This window comes from Neobacillus bataviensis (genome assembly GCF_019969725.1).
In genome coordinates, this window is record NZ_JAHXYW010000012.1 from 187,303 (window position 1) to 205,346 (window position 18,044).

Genomic DNA, 18,044 nt, shown 5'->3' on the forward strand with positions numbered 1-18,044 from the left:
CATGGCCTTCGGAAAAACTAACAGAACGGATTGGAGGAACGATTCCACATGCAATTTGCACTTATTTTGATTGGGCTGATCATTCTTTGGATGGTTTTCGATTTTAAATTAGGCCGAAAGAAGCATCTTTCAATAGCCCGAAATACCGAAACGGCCATCCTTCATGGGAATTTTGAGATTTTCACTCACGGCAAGGACCTGTTCCTCGATTATTTCTCCGGAATCCGCCAGGCAAGAAAGCATGTTCATGTCTTGTTTTATATTGTGAAGGACGATACATTTGGCCAGGAATTCCTCTCGTTGTTAAAAGAAAAAGCACGCCAAGGGGTGGAAGTCCGGCTGCTCGTCGACCGGCTCGGCAGCTGGAAACTCAAGAAGAAAATCATTCAGGATTTGCGGGCAGCAGGCATTCATTTTGCCTTTAGCAACCGGATTAAGCTCCCCTTTCTGTTTTATTCCTCGCAGGTTCGGAATCACCGAAAGATTTCAATTATTGATGGGGAAATTGGGTATCTTGGCGGATTTAATATTGGCCAGGAGTATATTGACGGTGATCCCAAGCTGAGCCCATGGCGGGATTATCATCTAAAAATAACCGGCGAGAGCGTCGATTTTTTACAGAGTGAGTTTTTAATGGACTGGAAGGAGTATGCTGGGGAGAATTTGCAGCGCTCGCAGCAGTACTTTCCTGATTTGCCGAAGGGTGAAATCCGCCACCAGTTTGTGCCGACGGAAGCAGGTCAGCTGGAGGATTGGTTTATTCGAGCGATCCGTAAATCTGCCAGTTCCATTATTATTGGTACACCCTATTTTATTCCAAGCAGGAAGGTTTTTTCCGAGCTGTTGGAGGCAGCACACCGCGGTGTGAGCATTACGGTTGTGGTTCCCTATACTTCCGACCATATCCTAGTCCAGGAAGCATCATACCGTTATTTACGAAGGCTTCTTCATGAAGGTGCGGAGGTTTTTCAATATAAAAATGGTTTTTATCATGCCAAAACAATCGTCATCGATGACAAAATCTGTGACATCGGCACTGCCAACTTCGACAGACGCAGTTTCTTTTTAAACAAAGAAATTAATTGTTATCTGTATGATCCCGCCTTTATTGAACGCTTGCGGTCGGTTCTAAAAAAGGATATCGCCGACTCCGAGCCGCTGTCGTTTACAAACCTCAATCATGGATCTTTTTTTAGGAAAGTAAAAGAGGGCATTGCTTTCGCGATTGCTTATTTTTTATAAAAGAATGGAGTTTTCGCAGATGAAAATTCGTTTCGGTTATGTGTCCCATGCGATTAGTTTGTGGGATGCCTCCCCTGCCAAGACGCTCACCTTTACGAGGTATGAGCAAATGGGGGTTCAGGAGCGGAAGGAAAAATTATTCGAGGTGACAAAGCAAAACTTAAATCACACCCTCCGCATGCTGTACTACAATATTGCCCATGAACTGGAGATGTACCGTTTTTCAAGCTCGATCGTTCCGCTCGCCACCCATCCGGAGGTACGCTGGGATTTTATTACGCCATTTGAAAGCGAGTGGCAGGAGATTGGTTCGATTGTCCAGAAGAAGCGGCTCCGGGTCAGCTTTCATCCGAATCAATTTACGCTTTTTACCTCGCCAAAAGCGAAGATTACCAAAAATGCTGTTGTTGACATGACGTACCATTATCAAATGTTTGAGGCTATGGGGCTTGAGGACGTGGGTCTGATTAATATCCATATTGGAGGGGCATATGGGGATAAGCAGCAGGCACTGGCTCGGTTTCATGAGAATTTAACGACGCTGCCCGCTCCTATTAAACAAGTGATGACGTTAGAAAATGACGATAAAACCTATACGGCTGAGGAGACGCTTTCGGTTTGTGAAAAAGAAGGAATTCCCTTTGTGTTTGATTATCATCATCACATGGCCAATCTATGTGAGGCACCACTTGTGGACTTGCTCCCGCGCATTTTTCAAACCTGGTCCCATAAACCGTTTGTGCCCAAAATTCATATTTCCTCACCGAAGTCTGAGAAGGAATTCCGCTCCCATGCCGATTTTATCGACCCTGAGTTTGTGATGCCGTTTTTGAAGATTTTAAAAGAGTTTGGCCAGGATGTTGATTTTATGATTGAGGCGAAAGCGAAGGATCAGGCCGCCCTGAGGTTGGTGGAGGACTTAAGTAAACTACGGGGTTTTATGCGTGTTAGCGGCGGGGCGATTGAGGTAAAATAATGCGAGGGACTTCCAGGCCCCCAATAAAAAAAGTCTCCGGGTCGCATCGGAGACTTTTTACTCTTCAATCAGATTTAAAACAGGGACTTCCCGTTCATTCTCCGGATCCTTTCGTGAATAGATCCGCGCCATTTTAGTCGCTTCATCCACATGCTGGATGATAACCGGTGTCCCCTCATAAGTCACAGTTATCACATCTGCCGATTCAGCAATTTCCTTCGCTCTTCCAACATTCATGTGTTCGGTTCACTCCTCACTTGCTAAAATACTCTATTAATATTTGTTTTTTTAAGGAGGATATTCACTTTTTCTGGAAAAATAAAAAGACACCCTCAAACCAATGAGAGTGTCAGCAACAGTTACATCTTTTCCGGAGCCGAAACCCCGATCAACGCCAGTGCATTTTTTAGCGTAATCTTTACAGCCTTTACAAGCGCGAGGCGCGCCTTACTGCGTTCTGGCTGCTCAGGATCAAGTACCTTGTCAGCATTGTAAAAGCTGTGGAAGGCGGACGCTAATTCAAAAATATAGTTCGTGATGCGGTGCGGCACACGCTTCAAGGCGGCTTCTCCTACTGCAGCAGGGAACTCGCCCAGCTTTTTCAACAGATCGATTTCCTTTTCAGACCCCACCAATGAAAAATCTGCACCAGTATCTACTTTAATGCCCTGCTCTTCGCCGGCACGCAAAATGCTGCAAATCCGCGCGTGGGCATACTGCGCATAATAAACCGGATTTTCGTTCGACTGCGATACCGCCAAATCCAAATCAAAATCCAAATGCGTATCCGAGCTGCGCATCGCAAAGAAGTAACGCGTCGCATCGAGGCCGACCTCATCAACCAAATCACGCATTGTGACGGCTTTTCCAGTCCGTTTGCTCATCTTCATCTTCTCACCATTTTTATACAAGTGAACGAGCTGGATGATCTCGACCTCTAACGCCTCGCGGTCATACCCGAGCGCCTGAATTGCCGCTTTCATCCGAGGAATATAGCCATGGTGGTCCGCACCCCAAATGTTAATCAATTTTTCAAAGCCTCGCTCCAGCTTGTCCTTGTGATAAGCAATATCCGGCGTCAAGTACGTATAAGAACCATCCTGCTTAATCAACACACGGTCTTTATCATCGCCTAAGTCAGTCGAACGCAGCCAGGTTGCACCGTCCTGCTCATAGATATAGCCGCTCGCCTTGAGCGCTTCAAGCGCCTCGTCAATTTTTCCATTTTTATAAAGAGACGTTTCAGAGTACCACACATCAAAACCAACGCGGAAGTCCTCTAAATCACGCTTCAACTTCGCCATTTCATACTTCAGGCCATACTCGCGGAAAAACTCAAAGCGCTCCTCATCAGGAACGCCAACATATTTGTCGCCGAATTCCTCAGCCAAACGCTTACCAATGCCGATAATGTCAGCCCCATGATAGCCGTCTTCCGGCATCTCTTTATCCATTCCAAGCGCCTGGAAATAACGCGCCTCCACGGATAATGCCAAATTATTGATCTGGTTGCCGGCATCATTAATATAATATTCGCGGGAAACATAATATCCGGCCATGTCCAAAATGTTGCACAGCGAATCGCCAACCGCCGCACCGCGGGCATGCCCTAGGTGCAGGTCACCAGTCGGATTTGCAGAAACAAACTCGACCTGGATTTTTTGGCTGCCGCCCACCGTCGTTTCGCCGTACTTGTCACCAGCCTCGAGCACCGTCGGAATCAAGTCTGTTAAATAAGCATTATTCATATAGAAATTAATAAAGCCCGGGCCCGCCAATTCAATTTTTTCAATCGAAGCCTTTGAGCGGTCGAAATTTTCAATTAAGCTTTCCGCAATCATTCGCGGTGCCTTTTTTGCAACCCTTGCAAGCTGCATGGCCATATTTGTCGAGTAATCCCCGTGCGCCTTCTCTTTAGGTGTCTCCAAAATCACATCGGGGATCTGGTCCTCGGCTGCAAGCCCTGCCTTCAGCACTGCCGCGCGAATCTCTTCCTTAAGCTTACTTTGTACCTGTTCTACTATATTCATTTCCGCTCCTCCTGAAATGTTATTTCTAAATGATATGTACCGGCATGCTCGCCTTGCATTGCAAAATTGTAAAGGATGTCTATCCGCCCCTCAGTGTGCTCTATCCTCTTCGCCAGCGTCAACGTTTCAAACGTGCCAAACGGCATTTCGTAGCTGCCCCTTAGTGTTCGATTTAGCTCAAATGGAAGCCGCATCTTCACCGCACCGCCGCGCAATATCAGCGCCTCATTGCCAGCCACCTTGACAATCGTTCTTACCGTGCCTTCTTCCTGCACTTCCTCATACTTTAAAAAGGTTGCCTCTCCTTTTTTAAAGTATTGGCCAAAAACTTGGAGCTCAAAGCTCTCCTTCCGGTCAATCGTCGTTTTCACCTTAATCTTCACAGGAATTTCTGCGTTATCCAACCAATTACACTCCCTTTTGTAAAAGGAACTTTGTAAAGCTCTTTTTCCTTATTCTATTCTACATCATTGACCGCGCACTTTTTCCGCATACTAACCTATTATAAACATTGAAACTATACAAATCAAAAGATGCCCGCCCCTATGGGACAGGCACTACCGTACTACATTAGAATAATTATAGATTGGTGTCAGGCACCAGATTAGAATCATTTTAGTTTGGTGTCAGGCACCAGATTATAATGATTATTATTTTACCCAGCCAAGAATCATTTCGCGGATTAGTTTGCTCGCAGTATTGGCAGTTTGCTCGGACGGATCGTAAATTGGCGCAACCTCTACAAGGTCACCGCCGACAACCTTGACTTCTGAACGAGCAATCTCATGAATGGAGGCGAGCAGTTCTTTTGAAGTGATGCCGCCGCAATCGACCGTACCAGTTCCAGGCGCATGGGCTGGATCTAGGACATCGATATCAATCGTCACATAAACCGGACGTCCGGCAAGAGTCGGCAGGATTTCTTTTAGCGGCTCCAACACTTCAAATTTGGAAATATGCATGCCATTTTGCTTCGCCCACTCGAACTCTTCCTTCATTCCGGAGCGAATTCCGAATGAATAAACATTTTGCGGCCCGATATGTTCCGCAATCTTGCGAATCGGCGTTGAATGTGACAACGGCTCGCCTTCATAGTGCTCACGCAAATCGGTATGCGCATCAAAATGAATAATTGCTAAATCTGGGTATTTCTTATAAACAGCTTTCATAACAGGCCAAGATACTAAATGTTCTCCGCCCATGCCAAGCGGGAACTTGTCCGCAGCCAGAAGCTGATCCACATACTCTTCGATCATATCAATGCTTCGCTGTGGATTTCCAAATGGAAGCGGAATATCACCGGCATCAAAATATTTTACCTCTTCAAGCTCGCGGTCAAGATATGCACTGTACTCCTCTAAACCAATCGACACCTCGCGGATACGCGCCGGGCCAAATCGTGAACCCGGACGGTAGCTCACCGTCCAATCCATCGGCATCCCGTACAATACAACCTGGCTCTCCTCATAACTCGGATGGCTTTTAATAAACACATTGCCTGAATAAGCCTCGTCAAAACGCATTTATGCATTCCTCACTTTTTATGTAATTTACATTGAACTCCTCTATGGGACATTTCACTGTTTTTTACCCTGTTTGTCCCATAAAACCCTTCTATTGGACATTTCGTTGGTTTTTTCAACCTGTTTTGTCCCTTAGAGCCCCTATATGAGACATTTCACTAGTTTTTTCAAGCTGTTTTGTCCCTTAAAACCTAAAACAGTCTAGTCACCTGCTATTTTTACTTCACTAAATCCCCAACAAACTTAGGCAGCACGAACGCTGCTTTGTGAAGTTCTTTTGTGTAGTATTTCGTTTCGATTTCGTGGAAACGGTCCTCGCTAACTTCTAATGGATCGTATTTCTTCGAACCAATTGTAAATGCCCACAAACCACTTGGGTATGTTGGGATATTGGCAACATACAAACGTGTGATTGGGAAGATTTCGCGAACGTCGCGCTGCACGTTGCGGATTAAATCGGCTTTGAACCATGGATTGTCCGACTGCGCCACGAAAATACCGTCTTCTTTTAATGCTTTAGAAATTCCAGCGTAGAAGCCTTTTGTAAATAGGTTAACCGCTGGCCCTACCGGCTCTGTTGAGTCAACCATAATGACGTCATACTCGTTTTCGCTTTTAGCGATATGCATAAAGCCATCATCCACACGCACGTCCACACGCGGATCCTCTAACATGCCAGCAATTTCAGGAAGAAACTTCTTAGAATACTCAATCACTTTTCCATCAATATCAACAAGCGTCGCTTTCTTCACGCTTGGGTGCTTCAAGACCTCACGGATTACGCCGCCGTCACCGCCGCCGACAACTAAAACGTTCTCAGGGTTTGGATGCGTGAACAGAGGAATATGGGCCACCATTTCATGGTAAACGAATTCATCCTTCACAGACGTCATTACCATGTCATCGAGCAAAAGCATGTTGCCCCATTCTTCTGTTTCAATCATATCTAACTTTTGGAATTCTGTTTGCTCTGTATGTAAGGTTTTATTAACTTTCATGGTGATTCCGAAGTTTTCAGTTTGCTTCTCTGTGAACCAAATGGACATCTTCATCTTCCTCCATTCATTTTCATACAATTGCCTTTAATTTTTATACTACCCAACCTATTGAAATACAACCAGAAAAAAAAGTCTAGCAATTTTAAAGAAAATATTTCATTTTTCAGTGGGAAATGTTTAAAACGACTCTATTTTTTCAATACTATAACTATCTATTTTTTCAAAAAGTGGAAAGGGAGTGAACAAAATGGAAATCATGACTAATCACGGGTTTCGAAAGACAATTAAATATTTGCGTGCTCTTATCTTCATCAGTTTGATCGGCATGATTTGTATGCTCATTCTCTTCCTCGGCATCCTCGGCTATGCCAAAATTTTGGGAGCTCCGCCGCTGGCTGTTCCGCAATCGACTTTATTTTTCGCCGATGATGGCACGCTAATTGGCGAGAGTAACAGCGGTCAAAAGCGCTACTGGGTTGGCATGAAGGACATTTCACCAGACCTCGTGAATGCGACTGTATCGATTGAGGATAAAAATTTTTACGAGCATCATGGTTTTGATATTAAGCGGATTGCTGGTGCCGTGATTGCCGATGTTCAGGCGTTTGCCAAGGTGCAGGGTGCAAGCACGATCACTCAGCAATATGCCCGCAACCTTTTTCTTGAGCACGACAAAACGTGGAAGCGGAAAATGCTTGAGGCATTCTATACGATTCGCCTTGAAATGAACTATTCAAAAAAGGATATTCTCGAAGGCTATTTAAATACGATTTATTATGGTAACGGGGCTTATGGTGTTGAAGCGGCCAGCCAATATTATTTTGGCAAAAAGGCAGCCGATTTAACCCTTGCAGAAGCTACCATGCTTGCCGGCATTCCAAAGGGTCCAGGCTATTATTCACCTCTTGCTTCCATGGAAAATGCGAAAAACCGCCAAGCGATCATTTTAGACAGCATGGTAAAAAACCATTACATTACGAAAAAAGCAGCACAGGAGGCCGCTGCGATGCCGCTTGCCTTAGTGGGCGTGCACAAAACGCAAATAGTAAAGGTGGCGCCTTATTTTCAGGATGCTGTCAAAAATGCATTAAAGAACCAGCTTCATTTAAATGAACGTACGATTGCCCTTGGCGGCTTAAAAGTTTTTACGACGCTAAATCTAAAGGATCAGAAAGCAGCCGAAAGCCAGGTCAATAATTATGTAGCCAACACCTCGGAAATTCAGGTAGGCCTTGTGGCGATGGATCCAAAAAACGGCTACGTCAAAGCGATGGTCGGCGGCAGGGATTATGAAAAAAGTCCCTTCAATCGTGCCGTTCAAGCGGTTAGGCAGCCTGGCTCAACGATTAAGCCGCTGCTCTATTACGCTGCCCTTGAAAATGGCTTTACGCCGTCCTCAACGATGAGAAGTGAGTTTACGACCTTCCATTTTGATGATGGGACACCTGATTATACGCCGCATAATTTTAACAACAAATACGCGGATGGTGAAATTACGCTGGCACAGGCGCTGGCTGTTTCCGATAATATTTTTGCCGTTAAAACACACTTATTTTTAGGAGAAGGAACGTTAATTGAAACCGCCCGGAAATTTGGCCTTTCCACGAAGATGAACCAGGTTCCATCGCTGGCCTTAGGAACTTCTGGTGTGCGCGTGATTGAAATGGCCAATGCCTACAGCATGTTTGCAAATGGCGGCAAAAAGGTTCAGCCGATCTTAATTACAAGAGTAGAAGATTATAATGGAAATGTTATTTTTGAAAGAGAAAATCAATCCGAAAAGGTATTAGATCCAGCGAAGGCGTTCGTCATGACGCAAATGATGACAGGTATCTTCGATTCGAAGCTTAATGGCTATGCCAAGGTAACCGGCAGCACCGTTATTAAAGACCTTACCCGTCCTTATGCAGGAAAATCGGGATCAACGGAGACGGACAGCTGGATGATTGGTTTCTCACCGCAGCTTGTTACAGCAGTTTGGGCGGGCTATGATGTCGGCAAGCCGCTCGAGCTTACCGCTGAGAAAACGTACGCGAAAAATATTTGGGCAAATTTTATGGAGGAAGCCTTATCAGGCAAGCCTGTAAAAGCCTTTAAGCCACCGAAGGACGGCGTTATCGGTGTATATGTCGACCCAGAGAATGGCAAGCTGGCAACAGATGATTGTCCTGTCCGCCGCTTCACCTACTTTGTCGAAGGAACAGAGCCTAAGGAATATTGCACCGAACATTTAAAACATGCCGATGAAAGCCCGGCAGCCAAGAAGAAAACGAAGAAAACACCGTGGTACAAGAAGATTATGCCGTGGGATAATTAAATTTTACTAGGATAATGAGAAAAGCTCCGGATCACTCCGGAGCTTTTCCTGTCCTAGTTTTACAGTGCTTACACACTGTTTATAATACTACCCATTTTTCTAAAAAACTACAAGTAAAAATTATCCTATTCTGCCGAAAGACCTTTTTTCAGTTCTTCAGATGAATTATTCCACAATATCTCATTATGGGCGCGGAGGAAGTCCGCTAATATCTTTTTCGATTTCGGCTCCATATCGTCTACAATTATATGGCGTTTCAAGGACTTATCCATACGGTTCACATGCTCAGGCAGCGACTTGTAGCCGCGGCGAATTTCCCTGTCCACTGTCATATAACAAGCTGTCACGCCGGCATAATAGGGCCCCGCTTCATTGCGGTCAATCGTGACCCAGATGAGCCAATAAGGCTTGCCATTTGGCACTTCCTCTTTATTTGGCAAAAATTTAATTCCTTTTTCAACGGCACTTCGGGCATGCATCGCACCGACATCAATCTCGGCCTCGCCAGCCTCAACATCAATAATGACCGGTGAAACATTATCAAGGGTTAACGCGCCCTTCCCAAAGCCTTTATGCCCGTCTAATGGGTCTTTTTTAATAATATTAAAGCCAAGTTTTTTCTTATTCTCTTCCATTGAAGCGATTTCCTCCTCTAAAAAAACAATGTATAAAAGAAATGGCTTAATCCCTCCGTTACCCAAGGGATCAGGTTATTCATAATAGGCTGAATCGTATATCGGCCAAGCGGGGTAATCACAAGTATTAAAAAAATCAGTGCGCCGTACTGTTCATATTGTATCATTTTAGCCCGGACATCATTAGGCGCCAAGTCCTCAATGATTCGATAGCCGTCAAGCGGCGGGAATGGAAGCAGGTTAAAGACAAACAAGACAATATTCAGGTTGATAAAAATATTGATGAAATTATCAATGACTTCCGATGTCGCGATTCCAAAGCGGCTTAACCCGTAGCCGATGATAAAGCCAATCACGGCTAAAATCAAATTGCTAAGCGGGCCGGCAGCTGAGACAAGTATGCTTGCCAGGCGTGGCTTTTTAAAGAAAAAGCGATTCACCGGTACAGGACGGGCCCAGCCAAAGCCGGCAATAAAAATGAGAAGGGTTCCGATTGGATCCAGATGCTTGAGTGGATTCAACGTGAGGCGCCCTTGTTTTTTCGCCGTTTGATCCCCGAATTTATAGGCCACAAATGCATGAGCAAATTCATGGACCGTAAAGGCCACCGCCAGGGTAATCACTACATAGGGAATCAGACTTAGCGGATATCTAAGAAATCCTTCTAATCCTTCCATCCTGCCTCTCCTCCTTTTGATGCCGTTCTCTCTGTCTATTTCCTTTAAGTATACATGAAACCACTTGGAAAAAGAAAACCAAAGTGACCACTGTTATTGCACTTTTTCAATATTTGTGGAACACTACTATAAGTTATGATGAAAAGGAGGTAATATCAATGCCATACGTTACAGTAAAAATGCTCGAAGGCCGTACTGAAGACCAAAAGCGGGCGCTTGTCGAAAAGGTAACCGTCGCTGTCAGCGAAACAACCGGCGCACCAAAAGAAAACATCACCGTCTTCATCGAAGAAATGAGCAAAAACCACTACGCAACCGGCGGCGTCCGCTTCAGCGACAAATAAAATGTTGTTGTTGTGAGTGTTGGTGTCAGGCACCATTCGTGGACATTTGTCCTTCCTATGTGGACACTAAATCCCAAAAGAAAACGCTTGGACCAACTCGACGTCCAAGCGTTTTCTTTTATTGTATTTTCCCTTTCAACGCCTCAATATATTGATATGCGTCATTGATTTCTGCTTCGGTGTAGCGCTGGCTGCTTTTTAAGGTGAAAACCTTGTTTGCGACTTCTTCCTTTGGAAGATTATCAAAATATAAAACCGTCGAAACCAGCTCAAGGAATCTAGCATTCTGGTCATTCATATCGATAAGGCAGTCTTGCAAACACGGCATGTCCACTTCATTTAAGCTCAAAAACTCTTTCCCCGCATCGGTCAACGTATAGCGATATTGAAAATAGCCGCCTTTTTTCTCCCTTACTTCATTCAGAAAACCCATATTACAAAGCTCTTCCACACGGGTGGTCAATTCCTCCGAATAAGGTCCGTAAAAATGAAACTGGAACCGCTCCTGAAAAGGGAAATCAACTTTTTTCGCAATATATATCATCTTCTGCAGCTTCTTTCTTCCGACAATTTCACCGGAAACGAGGATCGCCTGCATCAGCTTAGCATGATCTTTTAACAACGTTCGTCAACTCCTACTCCATTTAGGTGTCAGGCACCAAAACAGTCTTATATTTCTAAAAGGGCACGAATTTGCTTTTTGATATTCACATCACCTGAGTCATCCTTTAGGAAATCAGCCGGGTAGTAGAGCTTATGGTCCGTTCTTCTCTTTCCGGAAATCGCATCCACGATTTCAGACTCCCTGGATAGCTCCTTTAACTCCCCATTCGGCATCAGCAAATGAATCGGAAGCCGCTCTTCCTCTTCACCCGGACGATAAAAATCGTAAGGCAAATCTGAAGACGAATCGACAACTAAATAATAATCAGGGTCAATCCCTGCTTTTTCAAAAAGTCGCGTCAGTTCAGCGAGCTTTTTATATTCTTTCGCAGGGTCAAACTCCGCAAACTTGAACAGATTGCGGTTAACAAACCGACGGCAAAGGTCGCTTAATATCCGATCGGCTTCCTCCTGCCAAATTTGAAAATAATATAAAATAACAGATTCATCTAATTTTAAATAGTCTTCTAATGTCACTTGCTCATGAAAAATGGAGGTAAAGTGAATCGGTTCATATTTAAACGAATAATTTTCCTCAAACAATTGCTTGGCACGATGGAGGATTTTCGTTAAGAGTACCTCGGCGCTTCGGGACACTGGATGAAAATAAACCTGCCAGTACATCTGATAGCGGCTCATAATATAATCCTCAACAGCATGCATACCGCTCTTTTTAATGACGACCTGGTCTTCGCGCGGCCTCATCACGCGCAATATCCGCTCCATATCAAATTGGCCATAGCTGACCCCGGTAAAATAAGCATCGCGCTGCAAATAATCCATTCTGTCGGCATCAATCTGGCTCGAAATCAGGCTGACGACCAGCTTTTTATCAGACGTCTTGGCGATGACTTCGGCTACTTTTTCCGGAAAATCCGGTCCTACCTTAACAAGAACCTTGTTAACTTCGGTATCCCCTAGAATAATCGCGCGGGTAAAATCCTCGTGGTCAAAATCGAACACTTTTTCAAAGGAATGGGAAAACGGACCATGTCCGAGGTCATGAAGAAGGGCAGCACAAAGCGTCAGCAGACGTTCGTCATCGTTCCATTCCGGTCTGCCGGCAAACACATCATCGATGATGCGGCGGACAATTTCATAGACACCGAGAGAATGATTGAAACGGCTGTGCTCCGCGCCATGAAACGTCAAAAAGGTCGTTCCCAGCTGTTTAATCCGTCGCAGCCGCTGAAACTCCTTTGTTCCAATCAGATCCCAAATCGCCTTGTCGCGAACGTGGACATAGCGATGGACTGGATCTTTAAATACTTTTTCTTCTGTAAGTTTTTCCGTGGAATATGACATCGATTTCCCCCTTCCTTTTCGAAGAAACACTTTTTTCTATTATATCCCAAAAAACAACAATTTTCCCCAGTATTTTTCGACAGAAGGCGAAAAGAAAAATCACCTTCAAGCGCACTGGTCAAAGGTGATTATTTTATCTTTTTATTAACTTTCTCCATTAATTCCTCTTCCGTTAATGCGGCAACCGGGCGGTTATTAACGAAGGCAAAGGTCTTTTTCCTTCCGGGTCCGCAATAGGACTGGCAGCCGATTTTGATTTCGGCATTCGGATCGATGGCTTTCAGACGAGGGATCAATGTCTTTAAATTCACGGCCTGGCAGTCGTCGCAAACACGAAATTCATTGGACATTTGGTACAACCCTTTCTAAGGTCAATCTATTCTATCTATTAGTTAGTTTATCCATTAACGCTCCGTAATTAAACTCCTTAGGTATTTTACATTTTCTTGGCAGTCATTGCAAGGCACAATTCTTTGCAATCAATTAATTAAACTTTTAAAAAAATCTATTATCCTTTTAACCATTTTGGTATAAAGCCTAGAAAACTTGTCCATCCTAAGACTAGAACTTTTTTAAAAATCGAGAAAACCTATAAGGAGTTGAAACATATGAAAGTTCGTCAAGATGCATGGACAGATGAGAATGATTTGCTTTTAGCCGAGACTGTCCTCAGGCATGTAAGAGAGGGAAGCACCCAGCTGAACGCTTTTGAAGAGGTTGGCGACAAGCTGAACCGGACTTCGGCAGCCTGCGGCTTCAGATGGAATGCCGTCGTACGCCATACGTATGAAAAAGCCTTGCAATTAGCCAAAAAGCAGCGCAAACAAAGATCAAGAGTTTTAGGAAAAGACCAAGGCGGCAAGAAAAAACTGCTTTACAGCCCGCCGGTTACTACGACGACCGAAGAGTTTGAGGCAATGCCGATGTCCGTTGAAATGCCAGTCGAAACTTCGAGGGAATTGCCGGATATGACGGCTGAAGTGGCAGCTGAAACCTATGTAAAACCAGCGGTTGCACAAACCTACAGACCGCAATCAACAGGGATCAGCCTGGATTCTGTTATTGATTACTTGCAAAACTTCAATCATTCCAATCTGCAAAATGAAGCATTAAAAAGTGAGAATGAAAGATTGAAGCGAGAATTGTCTGAACTGCGGAAGCAAAATGAGGAAATGCGTGCAAAAATTGAGGATCTCGAGCAAAATACCGAAACGATTCAAGAAGATTACGAGACCTTAATGAAAATCATGAACCGCGCCAGAAAGCTTGTTTTATTTGAAGAAGAAGAAAGACCCGCTACTAAATTCAAGATGGACCGAAATGGCAATTTAGAGAAAGTAGCCGAGTAACTAGAAAAGCGGAAGAGCCTTGACCAGGGGCGACAGGCATAAGACGATCCGGCGAGAAGGCTGCCTTTTAGCCTTCTTGACGGATTGGCTTATGACCCCGAGCCCCTAGGCGCTGCAGCTAGACAGCTAGTTTGGGGAGAAGAGGTTGGATGGCAACATCCAATTAGAAAAAGCCGTAAATCAACGTTTACGGCTTTTTTATTTGTTCATTTCGCACTACGACTCTTTGATAGTACCCAGGCAAGAGCTCGAGTTCAAATTCATTGAGCTGGCCGGCGTAGAGTAAATCGCTGTTTTGTTTTAATTGGTTCAAAAGCCGTAGCATGACATCCGCGATGGAAAAATTAGTTTGATAAAGCTCAGCTAATGAGGCCATGACGTCAGGGACAATTTCCGGATAGGTGAATTTGGTCGGTTCCGCTTGTTTGGCAATCGCGTAAAACTCCCTGATCAGTTCCGCGCGCTTGCTGCCGCTGCCATTGACACAAAGGTAAATCTGAACGGCTACTCCTTTTTTCAGGCGGCGCTGGGAAATGCCGGCGAATTTTTTTCCGCCTATACTGAGGTCATAACTTCCCGGGCAATAAGATCCGACTATTTCCCTTGCCTCAATCTGCTGGGGGAAATCGGCAAACATTTGTTGAATCAGCTGCCACATTGCCTCATAGCCGCGATTGATATCAATCCCTTTCTCGGCCTCGGGGAAAATCAGCGAGATATTGAGGACGCCCTCATCGAGAACGACGGCAAGTCCGCCGGAATTCCTTACAATAGACTGATAGCCCTGATTACGAAGATATTGAATGCCTTCTTGTAAAAATGGCAGTTTTGTATCTTGAATGCCGAGGACGATGGTATTGTGATGAACCCATGTCCTTGCAGTAGCCGGCGCTTTACCTGCTCCGACTGAAGCACAGAGTGTATCATCGGTTCCAAATGACTGTAACGCGTGAAAATGACTGCCTATGACAGACTGGTCAATAACCCGCCACTGTGGCTGCCGCAGTAAACCTTCCATTTTCATAGCTCCTTGAATGTTTGATAGGGTAATTTTATCAAATAGCGAGCTTCTTGTCCTGTTTCCTTCCAATAAATGTCTAAATAGACAATACACTTTAAAAAATAGACAAAGCCCCCTTGAAAATAGACAAAACCCTCAAAAAGATAGACAAAACTACCCAAAAAATAGACAAACCTCAAAAAAGAGCCAGCCCACCTCCGGACCAGCTCCCCAAAAAAACATTTATAACCCCTGCGCAGCCGTAATTAACGCCAACTTATAGACATCTTCTTCATTACAGCCTCGGGACAGGTCGTTAACCGGCTTATTCAAGCCTTGTAAAATCGGGCCTACCGCTTCAAACCCGCCTAAACGCTGGGCAATTTTGTAACCGATGTTTCCAGCTTCAAGGCTAGGGAAGATAAACACGTTCGCATCTCCTTGCAGCACAGAACCAGGGGCTTTGCTTTTAGCAACAGATGGAACAAACGCGGCATCAAATTGAAACTCTCCGTCGAGCACAAGTGATGCATCGCGGCGTTTCGCCTCAGCAACAGCTTCGACAACCTTTTCCGTTTCAGGAGATTTCGCCGAACCCTTCGTTGAAAATGAAAGCATCGCAATCCGCGGCTCAAGATCAAACATTTCAGCCGTCTTAGCGCTTTCGATCGCAATCTCCGCTAAATCCAGGCTGTCAGGTGCAATGTTAATAGCGCAATCAGCAAACACATACTTCTCATCTCCGCGCACCATGATGAACACACCGGAAGTTTTCCGCACGCCATCTTTTGTCTTAATGATTTGCAGCGCCGGGCGGACCGTATCGGCCGTGGAGTGGGCCGCACCGCTAACCAAGCCGTGTGCTTTATTTAAATACACCAGCATCGTGCCGAAATAGTTTTCATCGAGCAAGATTTTACGCGCATCCTCTTCGGTTGCTTTACCTTTGCGGCGCTCAACAAATGCAGCGACAAGCTCATCCATTCCCGCATAGTTGGCAGGGTCATAGATTTCCGCTGCCTCCAAGGAAACACCAAGCTCGCTTGCCTTTGCCTGCACTTGTTCAATGCTGCCAATCAAAATCGGGGTCAGCAGCTTTTCCTCTGCCAAACGGCCGGCCGCACGAACCACCCGCTCGTCCAAGCCTTCTGGAAAAACAATTTTTACATCACGTCCGGAAATTTTTTGCTTTAATCCTTCAAATAAATCACTCACAAAACAAACCTCCCTAAAAAAACTACCTACCAAGCATACTTTACCTGGCTAAAATTTCAATGATTTTACTCACAGAGAACGGTTACACTTAAAATGTTTTTGTTTTCAAAAAATTGCACGCTATCCTTTACTATTTACTATTTTTTATAAAAATATCCTTCAAGGTTTTATTAAAGCGTCTGTTGGTCAAACTATGTTATAGTTATTTAGAATGATTATTTAGGAGTGATTGTAATGAGTGAAGCAGCACAAACGCTTGATGGCTGGTATTGCCTGCATGATTTTCGTACAGTAGACTGGACGACTTGGAAGATGCTTTCAAGCGATGAGCGCCAGTCCGCTATCCACGAGTTTTTAAGTCTAGTTGAAAAATGGAATACTACCCAGGAACGCAAAGAAGGCAGCCATGCCTTATATACAATCGTTGGCCAAAAGGCTGATTTTATGATGATGATCCTTCGTCCAACCATGGAAGAATTAAATGAAATTGAAACCGAATTCAATAAAACAAAATTAGCGGAATTCACAATCCCTGCTCATTCCTATGTATCGGTTGTGGAGCTGAGCAACTATTTGCCTGCCGGTGAAGACCCATATCAAAATCCGCAAATCCTTGCACGTCTGTATCCGACGCTTCCGCAAACAAAGCATGTTTGTTTCTATCCAATGGATAAGCGCCGTCAGGGCAATGATAACTGGTACATGCTGCCGATGGAGGAGCGCCGCAATATGATGCGCAGCCATGGCATGATCGGCCGTACATATGCTGGTAAGGTGAAGCAAATCATCACTGGGTCTGTTGGTTTTGACGATTACGAATGGGGCGTAACTCTATTTGCTGAAGATGTACTTCAGTTTAAAAAGCTAGTTTATGAAATGCGTTTTGATGAAGTCAGCGCGCGCTACGGCGAATTCGGAGCTTTCTTTGTCGGCAATCTGTTAGAGGAAGAACGCGTACCAAAATTCCTTCATGTTTAATCCAAAAAAGCTCCGGCCTCCGCTGTGAGCTTTTTTGTTTTTCCGCCTAATCCTTAAGTCATATCTTAGGACTTTCCCTCATACTAATAAAACAGCGAGTCTTGGTAAAAGTCTGCAGGAACCATTTTGGGCTTATGGGAGTATGAATAGAATGTTGAGCCTACAATTTTAGGAGGGAAAAAGATGAGTCAATATTACAATCCACAAGGATTTCAGCCTTATACTCCGGGAGGGCAGCCAGGAGTGGCGGGGCAGCCATTTTATCCTGGCACACAACCAGGATTTCCGCCGGCCGGTGCGGGCGCTACGCCAACGCCGCAACAAGCAGCCGCTGCGGCATCCGTTTCAGCCGGCATGCTGCCAATTGAACAATCCTACATCGAAAATATTCTACGTTTGAACAAAGGCAAACTTGTAAGTGTTTTTGCTACCTTTGAGGGCAGCACTTCATGGAATTCCAAGGAATTTAGAGGAATCATCGAAGCTGCTGGAAGAGACCATGTTATTTTAAGTGATCCTCAAAAAGGCACACGGTTTCTCATTCCAATGGTCGCCGTGGACTATATTACTTTCTCCGAAGAAATCGAGTACGAATATCCATATGGCGGCGGACAACAATTAGGTACGTTCCCTCCAAGGTAAATAAAAAAGGCATTCGGACCTCATAAACTGTACCCGATAGAGTAGACACTAAAAAAAGGTCTGCCCTATCGGGTACTTTTATGTATAATGAATAAAAAATGTGGGAATCGGAGAATAATTTTATGTCAAAAAAACTCTTCAACGATAAAG

At 44.6% G+C, this 18,044-nt stretch carries 19 protein-coding genes; 7 read left to right on the forward strand and 12 right to left on the reverse strand.

Annotated features, from left to right (window positions below; translation table 11 throughout):
* Window positions 1–48 precede the first annotated feature (48 nt).
* Both cls and uvsE read left to right on the forward strand, forming a co-directional pair.
* Window positions 49–1,242 carry a cardiolipin synthase gene (gene cls / locus LC455_RS24600; protein WP_223594941.1) on the forward strand — a complete coding sequence of 398 codons (1,194 nt, stop codon included), beginning with the start codon at window positions 49–51 and terminating at the stop codon, window positions 1,240–1,242.
* A 19-nt stretch (window positions 1,243–1,261) separates the two neighbouring features.
* A complete protein-coding gene (gene uvsE / locus LC455_RS24605) occupies window positions 1,262–2,218 on the forward strand; it encodes a UV DNA damage repair endonuclease UvsE (RefSeq protein WP_223594943.1) in 957 nt (318 codons plus the stop codon).
* 57 nt (window positions 2,219–2,275) lie between these two features.
* Here the strand turns inward: uvsE and LC455_RS24610 are convergent, their stop codons facing one another.
* From LC455_RS24610 to speE, 5 genes are all read right to left on the reverse strand, one after another.
* Window positions 2,276–2,455, reverse strand: coding sequence for an H-type small acid-soluble spore protein (locus tag LC455_RS24610; protein WP_223594945.1), 180 nt, complete (start codon window positions 2,453–2,455; stop codon window positions 2,276–2,278).
* Window positions 2,456–2,577: 122 nt separating this feature from the next.
* Window positions 2,578–4,248, reverse strand: a complete 1,671-nt coding sequence (gene argS, locus LC455_RS24615; RefSeq protein ID WP_223594947.1) for an arginine--tRNA ligase — start codon at window positions 4,246–4,248, stop codon at window positions 2,578–2,580.
* The gene (locus LC455_RS24620; RefSeq protein WP_223594949.1) at window positions 4,245–4,652 is read right to left on the reverse strand and encodes a DUF1934 domain-containing protein; all 408 of its coding nucleotides are present in this window, start codon (window positions 4,650–4,652) and stop codon (window positions 4,245–4,247) included. The genes argS and LC455_RS24620 overlap by 4 nt, the downstream gene beginning before the upstream one ends.
* 246 nt (window positions 4,653–4,898) lie before the next feature.
* The gene (gene speB / locus LC455_RS24625; protein ID WP_223594951.1) at window positions 4,899–5,771 is read right to left on the reverse strand and encodes an agmatinase; all 873 of its coding nucleotides are present in this window, start codon (window positions 5,769–5,771) and stop codon (window positions 4,899–4,901) included.
* Between the two features lie 218 nt (window positions 5,772–5,989).
* Entirely contained in the window at window positions 5,990–6,817 is an 828-nt protein-coding gene (speE, locus tag LC455_RS24630; protein ID WP_223594953.1) for a spermidine synthase, read from the reverse strand.
* Between the two features lie 199 nt (window positions 6,818–7,016).
* Between speE and LC455_RS24635 the strand changes: the two genes are divergently transcribed.
* Entirely contained in the window at window positions 7,017–9,086 is a 2,070-nt protein-coding gene (locus LC455_RS24635) for a transglycosylase domain-containing protein (RefSeq protein ID WP_223594955.1), read from the forward strand.
* Between the two features lie 125 nt (window positions 9,087–9,211).
* Here the strand turns inward: LC455_RS24635 and LC455_RS24640 are convergent, their stop codons facing one another.
* Both LC455_RS24640 and LC455_RS24645 read right to left on the reverse strand, forming a co-directional pair.
* Window positions 9,212–9,721: a YwhD family protein gene (locus tag LC455_RS24640; RefSeq protein ID WP_223594956.1), complete on the reverse strand. Its 510-nt coding sequence runs from the start codon at window positions 9,719–9,721 to the stop codon at window positions 9,212–9,214.
* A gap of 17 nt (window positions 9,722–9,738) precedes the next feature.
* Entirely contained in the window at window positions 9,739–10,398 is a 660-nt protein-coding gene (locus LC455_RS24645) for a site-2 protease family protein (RefSeq protein ID WP_223594958.1), read from the reverse strand.
* Window positions 10,399–10,556: 158 nt separating this feature from the next.
* Between LC455_RS24645 and LC455_RS24650 the strand changes: the two genes are divergently transcribed.
* Window positions 10,557–10,742, forward strand: coding sequence for a 2-hydroxymuconate tautomerase (locus LC455_RS24650; protein ID WP_223594985.1), 186 nt, complete (start codon window positions 10,557–10,559; stop codon window positions 10,740–10,742).
* 118 nt (window positions 10,743–10,860) lie between these two features.
* On the opposite strand, the gene LC455_RS24655 is transcribed toward LC455_RS24650, so the two are convergent.
* The 3 genes from LC455_RS24655 to LC455_RS24665 form a co-directional block, all read right to left on the reverse strand.
* On the reverse strand, window positions 10,861–11,364 hold the full coding sequence (locus LC455_RS24655; RefSeq protein WP_223594959.1) for a YwgA family protein: 504 nt from the start codon (window positions 11,362–11,364) through the stop codon (window positions 10,861–10,863).
* A 47-nt stretch (window positions 11,365–11,411) separates the two neighbouring features.
* The gene (locus tag LC455_RS24660; protein WP_223594960.1) at window positions 11,412–12,710 is read right to left on the reverse strand and encodes an HD domain-containing protein; all 1,299 of its coding nucleotides are present in this window, start codon (window positions 12,708–12,710) and stop codon (window positions 11,412–11,414) included.
* Window positions 12,711–12,838: 128 nt separating this feature from the next.
* Window positions 12,839–13,060 carry a DUF1450 domain-containing protein gene (locus LC455_RS24665; RefSeq protein ID WP_223594962.1) on the reverse strand — a complete coding sequence of 74 codons (222 nt, stop codon included), beginning with the start codon at window positions 13,058–13,060 and terminating at the stop codon, window positions 12,839–12,841.
* A gap of 258 nt (window positions 13,061–13,318) precedes the next feature.
* Between LC455_RS24665 and LC455_RS24670 the strand changes: the two genes are divergently transcribed.
* Entirely contained in the window at window positions 13,319–14,059 is a 741-nt protein-coding gene (locus tag LC455_RS24670) for an RsfA family transcriptional regulator (RefSeq protein WP_223594963.1), read from the forward strand.
* Between the two features lie 187 nt (window positions 14,060–14,246).
* Here the strand turns inward: LC455_RS24670 and LC455_RS24675 are convergent, their stop codons facing one another.
* On the reverse strand, window positions 14,247–15,077 hold the full coding sequence (locus LC455_RS24675) for a lipoate--protein ligase family protein (RefSeq protein WP_317851479.1): 831 nt from the start codon (window positions 15,075–15,077) through the stop codon (window positions 14,247–14,249).
* A 225-nt stretch (window positions 15,078–15,302) separates the two neighbouring features.
* Window positions 15,303–16,274 (reverse strand): phosphate acetyltransferase, encoded by a 972-nt coding sequence (gene pta, locus LC455_RS24680; protein WP_223594988.1) that lies wholly within the window; start codon window positions 16,272–16,274, stop codon window positions 15,303–15,305.
* A 234-nt stretch (window positions 16,275–16,508) separates the two neighbouring features.
* Here pta and hemQ point away from each other — a divergent pair, with 234 nt between their 5' ends.
* Both hemQ and gerQ read left to right on the forward strand, forming a co-directional pair.
* A complete protein-coding gene (gene hemQ, locus LC455_RS24685; protein WP_223594964.1) occupies window positions 16,509–17,252 on the forward strand; it encodes a hydrogen peroxide-dependent heme synthase in 744 nt (247 codons plus the stop codon).
* A gap of 183 nt (window positions 17,253–17,435) precedes the next feature.
* Window positions 17,436–17,894, forward strand: a complete 459-nt coding sequence (gerQ, locus tag LC455_RS24690) for a spore coat protein GerQ (RefSeq protein WP_223594966.1) — start codon at window positions 17,436–17,438, stop codon at window positions 17,892–17,894.
* Window positions 17,895–18,044 lie beyond the last annotated feature (150 nt).